Source organism: Streptomyces sp. ADI96-02 (assembly GCF_003846185.1).
Taxonomy (GTDB): Bacteria; Actinomycetota; Actinomycetes; order Streptomycetales; family Streptomycetaceae; genus Streptomyces.
Genome location: NZ_ML123034.1, coordinates 5869548 through 5870071 on the forward strand (window position 1 = coordinate 5869548; position 524 = coordinate 5870071).

1 protein-coding gene is annotated in these 524 nt (G+C 69.5%); it reads right to left on the minus strand.

Going from position 1 to position 524, the window contains the following annotated elements; all coding sequences use genetic code 11:
* On the minus strand, positions 1-407 hold a 407-nt coding region (locus EES43_RS30815; RefSeq protein ID WP_164493272.1), incomplete at its 3' end, for a hypothetical protein.
* Positions 408-524 lie beyond the last annotated feature (117 nt).

Here is a 524-nt window from a genome sequence, read left to right on the forward strand (position 1 = left end):
GCACTCGTGACCGCGTTCGTCCGACGGCCCACGCCGTCGGCGTCCTTGTCGACGGTGCTGCGCGTGGAGGTGACCGCCGCACCCGGGTCCCCGCCCTTCGCCGACGCATCACCCCGTGACGTCGTCCCGCTGACCTCACCGGCCAGTTCGCCGGTGTGGTACGCGAACTCCTGCGTCGCGACCGTTCCCGGCTCGACCTCATCGTCCTTCGCGGCCTTCGTGACCGTCTTCGCGATCGCCTTCCCGTCCCCCGTCAGCGTGTTCTCCACGACCTGCCGGGCCCCGGTCTCGGTGTCCCTCGTCTCCGCCCGCACCGGGATCGAGTTCGCGCCGAACACGGTCGACGTCTCCACGTCATCCTGCACCTGGGACACCTGCCGACCCATCACGTCATACGCCGTGGACACCTCCGTGTCCCTCGTCCGGGACGGGTCCGACGGATCGATCGTGCTCACCCTCACCCGCGACGGCATCTGGTAATTCCCCGGAGCGTCCTTCACCTTCGGCGGCGCGCCATCAGCCTT